This window comes from Brevibacterium sp. Mu109 (assembly GCF_900169375.1).
GTDB lineage: Bacteria > Actinomycetota > Actinomycetes > Actinomycetales > Brevibacteriaceae > Brevibacterium > Brevibacterium yomogidense_A.
The window spans coordinates 59376-65920 of record NZ_FXZF01000020.1 but is presented as its reverse complement, the minus strand read 5'-3'; the positions used below and the strand labels follow the sequence as shown (position 1 = coordinate 65920).

9 protein-coding genes are annotated in these 6545 nt (G+C 65.7%); 6 read left to right on the top strand and 3 right to left on the bottom strand.

Going from position 1 to position 6545, the window contains the following annotated elements:
* From BSP109_RS12535 to BSP109_RS12525, 3 genes are all read left to right on the top strand, one after another.
* A partial coding sequence (locus tag BSP109_RS12535) for an IS3 family transposase (protein WP_146001156.1) occupies positions 1-353 on the top strand: 353 nt, incomplete at its 5' end.
* A 22-nt stretch (positions 354-375) separates the two neighbouring features.
* Positions 376-594 (top strand): integrase core domain-containing protein, encoded by a 219-nt coding sequence (locus BSP109_RS18020; protein ID WP_101601063.1) that lies wholly within the window; start codon positions 376-378, stop codon positions 592-594.
* A gap of 283 nt (positions 595-877) precedes the next feature.
* Complete coding sequence (locus BSP109_RS12525; protein ID WP_180959728.1) at positions 878-1960, top strand: LCP family protein; 1083 nt, start codon at positions 878-880, stop codon at positions 1958-1960.
* Between the two features lie 28 nt (positions 1961-1988).
* Here the strand turns inward: BSP109_RS12525 and BSP109_RS12520 are convergent, their stop codons facing one another.
* The 3 genes from BSP109_RS12520 to BSP109_RS17330 form a co-directional block, all read right to left on the bottom strand.
* Positions 1989-2885, bottom strand: a complete 897-nt coding sequence (locus tag BSP109_RS12520) for an LCP family protein (RefSeq protein WP_101601062.1) — start codon at positions 2883-2885, stop codon at positions 1989-1991.
* Positions 2886-2958: 73 nt separating this feature from the next.
* Positions 2959-4176 carry a YeiH family protein gene (locus BSP109_RS12515; protein ID WP_257944682.1) on the bottom strand — a complete coding sequence of 406 codons (1218 nt, stop codon included), beginning with the start codon at positions 4174-4176 and terminating at the stop codon, positions 2959-2961.
* On the bottom strand, positions 4173-4337 hold the full coding sequence (locus tag BSP109_RS17330; RefSeq protein ID WP_180959727.1) for a hypothetical protein: 165 nt from the start codon (positions 4335-4337) through the stop codon (positions 4173-4175). Before BSP109_RS17330 ends, BSP109_RS12515 begins: the two co-directional genes overlap by 4 nt.
* Before the next feature lie 193 nt (positions 4338-4530).
* Between BSP109_RS17330 and BSP109_RS12510 the strand changes: the two genes are divergently transcribed.
* The 3 genes from BSP109_RS12510 to BSP109_RS12495 all read left to right on the top strand — a co-directional run bounded on the left by BSP109_RS12510 (position 4531) and on the right by BSP109_RS12495 (position 6545).
* Positions 4531-5223 carry a hypothetical protein gene (locus BSP109_RS12510; RefSeq protein WP_146001155.1) on the top strand — a complete coding sequence of 231 codons (693 nt, stop codon included), beginning with the start codon at positions 4531-4533 and terminating at the stop codon, positions 5221-5223.
* Between the two features lie 442 nt (positions 5224-5665).
* Positions 5666-6070 carry a YchJ family protein gene (locus tag BSP109_RS12500; RefSeq protein ID WP_101601057.1) on the top strand — a complete coding sequence of 135 codons (405 nt, stop codon included), beginning with the start codon at positions 5666-5668 and terminating at the stop codon, positions 6068-6070.
* 43 nt (positions 6071-6113) lie between these two features.
* Positions 6114-6545 carry a VOC family protein gene (locus tag BSP109_RS12495; protein ID WP_101601055.1) on the top strand — a complete coding sequence of 144 codons (432 nt, stop codon included), beginning with the start codon at positions 6114-6116 and terminating at the stop codon, positions 6543-6545.

Below are 6545 nucleotides of genomic sequence, written 5' to 3'. Positions count from 1 at the left end.
ACAACGCGGTATCTCGACGCCGTGACGCCGCCGGTTGCATCGTGCATTCGGATAGAGGCTCTCAGTTCCGGTCACGGAAGTTCGTGCACGCCCTGAACCGTCACCACCTCATCGGATCCATGGGCCAGGTCGGTGCTGCCGGTGATAACGCCGCCATGGAGTCCTTCTTCGCGCTGCTACAGAAGAACGTCCTGGACCGTAAGCGTTGGCGGACCCGAGAAGAGCTCCGAATCGCAATCATCACCTGGATCGAAAGGACGTATCACCGACGCCGCCGACAGGCCCGTCTGGGCCGATTGACCCCCATCGAATACGAGACCATCATGAACCCGGCCGTGAGCCTCGCGGCCTGACACCCCCAACTGTCACCTAAATGTGCGGCAGTCCCCTTTGAACTCGTTGTTCAAGGCTGAGTTGGTCCGGAATCACGGGCCGTGGCGGGATGTGTCGCATGTCGAGGTCGCGATCGCGGAGTGGGTCGATTGGTACAACCATCGCCGTCTTCATGGCGAGATCGGGCACGTGCCTCCTGTCGAGTTCGAAGTAGTCCACGCGCAGCTGCCTGCTCGGGCGTTGGCATCAATTTCCAGATAGAAATCCCTCTACAAAACTCGGGGCTTGACACTTGCCGTGAGTCGAGACGTCCAACGGACGCTACTCGAATCGAACCGTGTCGCTTCAGTAATGCGAGTCGAGCTCCTGACGAGCAGCTTTGCTGTGCCACAGAGTTCCATTCCGGGTTTGGACGCGTCAGTCCCGTCTCGTAGCAACTCTTGTGAGACCATTGCTTTCGTCATGCTTATACTCATGTGGCATTGCCCAACCCCTTCGTGGCTCGTCGGTAGGCGGCCGGAGCGCCGGGGATTACGTCAGAGGTATGAGCTTGTCGCACGCACACGAGTACCGCCCCGATTCTGGCGCTGGAGTCGACTATGCCAACGGCGAGCTCGATCGGTCCGAGCCAATGCGACGCCGTCCTAAGAAGAAGCGGACCGTTACAAGGATACTCGCTGTCTTTGTCATCCTTATCCTGCTGGCCGCGGCGGCAGTTATCGGCTACGTGTTCTATCTTGGCAAGACGTTCGACGACACTTCCATCCAGCTGGGCCATGACGACGTATTCTCCGGCGAGCAGCCTGTCGCCGAGCAGGGCGACGGCACGAACATCCTTCTCTTGGGTTCGGACTCGCGCGCTTCGGACATCGACGACGCCGGGGGCGCAACGGGCAATCGCAGCGACACGATGATGGTCATGCACCTCGACGGTGACCGCGACGGGGCCCAGATCATGTCGATCCCGCGTGATCTGTGGGTGCCCATTGAGGGCCACTGCGAGGGAAAGATCAACGCAGCGATGAGTCACGGCGGGCTCCCTCTCGCCACCCAGACGGTCAGCGACTTCATCGACGCGCCCATCCACCATGTCGCGATCATCGACTTCGAGGGCTTCCAAGCGCTCACCGACAGCGTCGGGGGAGTCGACGTCGAATCAGAGCAGGCCTTCGAGAGCAACGGACACTCGTTCTCCGAAGGCACCAACCACGTGAACGGAGAAGCGGCGCTCAGCTTCGTACGCGCCCGCAAGAACTTCTCCGACGGGGATCTGCAGCGCGGCCGCAATCAGCAGGCATTCCTCAAGGGCATCACCGACAAGATCATCTCCGCTGACACGCTCAGCAACCCGAACAAGATCTCCGGCATAGTCCGCGACTTCTCCCCATATATGACGGTCGACGACAGCCTCAGCTCATCGAAGATCGCGAGTATGGCCTACGAGATGCGCGATGTGCGGACGGGGGACATCCAGTTCTTCTCCGCGCCCGTCGGCGGCGCCGGCAGGTCCGGTGACGGTCAGTCCATCCTGACAGTCGATGAGCAGGCGCAGTCGGAGATCCAGGACGCGTTCGCCAACGACACGGTGGACGACTATGCCGAACAGTCGGAGGATTCCCACCTGTGAGCCGCTGCCAGTGCAGAACCCGGCTCGCTCAGTAACCCATCTCCGTGAGCTTCGAGGCGAACTCAAGCGGACTGCCGGACGTCAGTGATTCCCGCAGGGCGGTGAGCACGTCGGCTTCGAAGGTGATGCGCACAGTGCCGTCCTCCTGCCGTTCCGAGGCAGCTGGCACCGTGACTGCGACGATGTCCTTGCGCGTGATGCCCCGCAGGTCGGCCGCGAGCTGCGTGACGACCGCTGACGTGAAACCCGGGTCCTTCGCGACCCCGCTCACGACGGCGTCGAGGACGGGGACCAGCTGCGCGTTGTCCTTCACGAGCTTGCGGACGTCGAGCGTGTTGAGGAGCGACCGCAGCAGGGCCCGCTGATTGCGCGTGCGTGTCTGCCCGGCGTCGTCGACGGGATCAGCCGAGGTGAAGACGCGCGCCGCCGCGCCGTCCAGGCGGTTCGTGCCTTCGACGAAGTCGACGCCGTCAGCGGAGAACGCTGCGCGACTGTATGTGGAGAGGGGGCCCACCGCGTCGATGACGCCGGTCAGCGCTTCTGCTGTGAGCTCCACGATGTGATCGATCCGCGTGCCCAGGAACTCTTCGACGATCGCCACCGCCACGGGATACCCGGAGTGATCGACCAGCTCGCGCAGAGTCGCGCCGGCCTCGATGACGATGCTCGGGTTGAAGACGAGCACGGCGATGCTGTCACGTGTCACCGGTGTGTGCACCACAGCGAAGATGCCCCCGTGCCCCTCGGGCATATTCGTCACCCGGAGCAGGATCGTGCGTGCGTCCGTCGCCGGTGGGCGGACCTCCTCCGGCGGAAAGAGGCTCTGTGCCGGCAGATTCCGGCTCGGATCGTCGAACCGGGCCGCGAACTTCTTCGCGTCCTTGGCCGAGCCGAGCATCGAGAGCGCAGTACGGATCTTGGGCATCGGGGAAGCAGCCCTTTCCAGAGTGAGAACGACTGTCAGAACCGAGACTACCGGACCCGCCGTGCGTAGTGCTTCACATTTCGAAGCCGCCGAACAGCACTGCGGCAAGCGCCAGACCCACGACCAGGTTCACGACCGTGGCCGCGGCGAAGACGACGACGGGCTTCCACCCGGCCTCCTTCGCGGACTGGACCTTGAACTCGAGCCCGATCGACACGAACGCCAGAGTCAGCGCCCACACCTGGATGTCCTTCGCCGCGTCGAGCCTGGGCTCCAGCGCCTCTGGCGACATCGTCTGGCCCATGATCGTTGCGATGATGCTCGCGGCCAGGAACCCGAGCACGAACTTGGGGAAGCGTCCCCACAGCAGCTTCAGCGCCGCCGGGTCGGTGATCTTCTTTGGTATGCCGGTGGAGCTGTCCGCCCCCGCCTTGAAGGCAAAGAACATCGTCAGCAGCACCGCGACGACGCCCAGTAGCGCGTTCTGCGTGACCTTCACGATCGATGCGATCTGCAGGGGTCCTTCACCCGCCACGGCACCTGCCGCGGTGACTGCGGCCGTCGTGTCGATGTTGCCGCCGATCCACGCGCCGGTCACCGCGTCGGTCAACCCCATGACGTTCGCCAGCCACGGCAGTAGGAAGATCGACGGCACCGCGAAGACGATGACGAGAGTGGCGGTGAACGCCAGCTGCTCCTTCTTCGCCTGCACTGCACCGGCCGCCGCCACGGCAGCGGAGACTCCGCACACCGCCAGAGACGTTGCCAGCAGGGCCCGCAGCTTGTCGTCGATGCCGAGCCGGCCGGCGAGCCACCACGTGAAGAGGAAGACCGCGGTGATGAGCAGGCACGCCTGCACGACGGCAGGGCCGAACGCGCGGACGAAGATCGAGAAGTCGATCGTCGCGCCCAGCAGGACCAGGCCCACCTTGATGAAGAACTCGGTGCGGAACGCCGCGCTCATCCGGTCGCGCAGCCCCAGAGTGCTCAGCAGCGCGTTCGCCGCGAAGCCCAGGACGATCGCATAGACCGGGTACTCGATCGACTTCGCGACCCTGCCGAACCCGGAGCCGTCGGTGGCCTCCGGCACCCAGCCGACCAGGAACTGGACCAGCCACGCCAGCCCCACCACGACGACGAGTCCGCCCACAGCCCACCCGACGCGCACGGTGGACGACGGCGCGGCCGACTGCGGGGCCTCGGCGGCGGGTGCCGCAGGCACAGGGGAGGCGACCTCGACGGTGGTGTCCTTCTCCGCAGCCTGGGCGGGGGAGCTGTCCGGCGGGGTCACGGGATCAGCTCCGGGGTGAGGACACCGACCAGGCAGAGGGTGAAGATCACGAGTCCGACGATCGTCGCCGCCCAGTCCTCGCCCAGGGAGAACTTCTTGTGGTCGTCGGGTGACGACTCGGCGGGTGGAGGTGTGGTCTGCGTGCCGGAATCGGCGCTCATAGCGGTGCCTCTGCTGACGGGGGAATCGACTGCGGCCGGGGCCGGCCATCGTCAGAGTATCCGCTGGTGGCAGTGCAGGCACCGCCCGGGATACCGACGTCTAAGAGAGTTCACCGGTGCGTCACGCGGGGTATGCCGAGACTGACACAGCAGCGGTCCAACTGCGTGCTGGGTGCTGATCTACGCTCGTGGTGTGAAGATGACGCCTCCCCGCGACAGCGAGCTCTCCCCGGACCTCCAGAAGGAGGTCGCCAAGGCGAACCCGAAGAGACTCCACCGGTGGTTCGACGAGCTGGAGCGCGAGGGCCGCGTGGTGCTGCGTACCAGCTTCCTCAGGACCGCTGTATATGCGCTGGGCGCGTGGGTGTTCGTCATCTTCATCACGGCGGGGTTCATCGTCCTGCCGGTGTCCACATGGAACCCGTTCGCGGGCGATCGCGGGATCAGCGGGTGGATGCAGGCCGGGATGGGGCTGCTGTTCGTCGCAGGGCTCATCCTGTTCGGGTTCGGTGCGCTGCTGTGGACGTTCGTCTTCCCGGTCGTGCGGCCGAGGATGATCGTCTCGCGGTGGGGGATCGAATCGATCGGGTCGAAGCCGGGTGGAGTGTTCACGCTGTTCGCCGTGGCATGGGCCGATGTGGTGCAGGTGGGTGGAGAGTTCACGCCCACGCGGTGGCCGTTCCCGCCGGTCCTCCAGGTCATGCTCACTGCGCGGGCGGACGGTGTGCGCAGGGCGCGGTGGGTCCGGTCGCGCGCGCAGGGGTCGACGGTGGTGCACGGAGTGAACGGGATGCTGCGGGGCAGGCGCCGCGATGTGTTGGCGTTCCTGGTGCACGCGCACGCGGCTGTTCGGGATGCGGCGGAATCAGACGACGATCGTGGCTGAGCAGCTGCCGGGCTGGCAGCCCGGCCACACCCGCGACATGGAGAAGGCACTGCGGAAGGTCAACCGCCGTCGTATGGGGGAGTGGCGGCGGGCAGCTGGTGGTCGGCATCCTCCTGTTCGGAGGGGGAATGCTGGTCTTCGGATCTGCAGCCGTTCTCTTCACGTTCGTGGTTCCGTTCCAGTCTCCGCGCACCATCGTCACGGCCCACGAGGTGCGGTATGTGTGGGGAGCTGATCCGCTCTGGCGTCCTCTGTTCGCCGCCCAGTGGTGCGACGTCGTGGCCGTGCGCGGCCGTCTGAGACACGGACTGCTGCTCCCGGCCAGCTGCTCACCGGTGAGGTCGGGTTCCTGCTGCGAGACCGCAGGCCGGATATCCTCGCGTTCCTGATGGAGGTCCATCGACGGTCGCAATCCGGCGCGAGGCGTCAGTAGGCTGGGAGTGTGAACCAGACTCCGACTCCGTGTCCCTGCGGCGGTTTCCCCGCCGGTGCTTCGTATGCCGCCTGCTGCGAGCCGGCGCTCACGATGCAGGAGTGGCCGCCGACCGCCCAGCAGCTCATGCGCTCGCGTTACACCGCTCACGTCCGCGGCGATGCCGACCACCTGTTCCGCACGTGGCACCCCGCGACGCGACCGGCAGACACGGACCCGGAGCCCGGCAGCGAGTGGACGGGGCTGACCGTGGACTCCGTGACGGCCGGCAGCGTGCAGGACGACGACGGCGTCGTCGAATACACAGCCCGCTACCGGGGGCCCGACGGCCAGACAGATGAGATGCACGAGGTCGCGCGGTTCGTCCGCCGCGCCCGCAGGTGGATGTATCTCGGACCCGCCGATGTCGTCTGACGCGCTAGTGTCGTTGGACGCAGCCGAACGCTAGGAGAAGCCCATGTCCGTCACACCGTTCCTCATGTTCGAAGGCCGCGCGCAGGAAGCGATCGACCTGTACTGCGCGGTGCTGCCCAACGTCACCGTCGAGACTCTGCAGCCCATGCCGCCCGAGGTCGCCGAGCAGACGCATCAGGCCACCGGTCGTGAAGCGGTGGGCGGGGGCGGTCCGCTGGTGATGATGGCGGTGCTGGACATCGACGGGCTGAAGGTCCGCGTCAACGACACACCGATCCAGCACGACTTCACGTTCACGCCGTCGATGTCGATGTTCTTCGAGACCACGGAGCCCGCGGCGTACCGTGGCGCGCTCGCCGGCCTGTCCGAGGACGGGCAGGTGCGGATGGAGGATCGCGATGACTACGGATTCGCGAAGCGCTTCGCATGGGTCGATGACCGGTTCGGGGTGAGCTGGCAGCTCGCACTCGTGTGA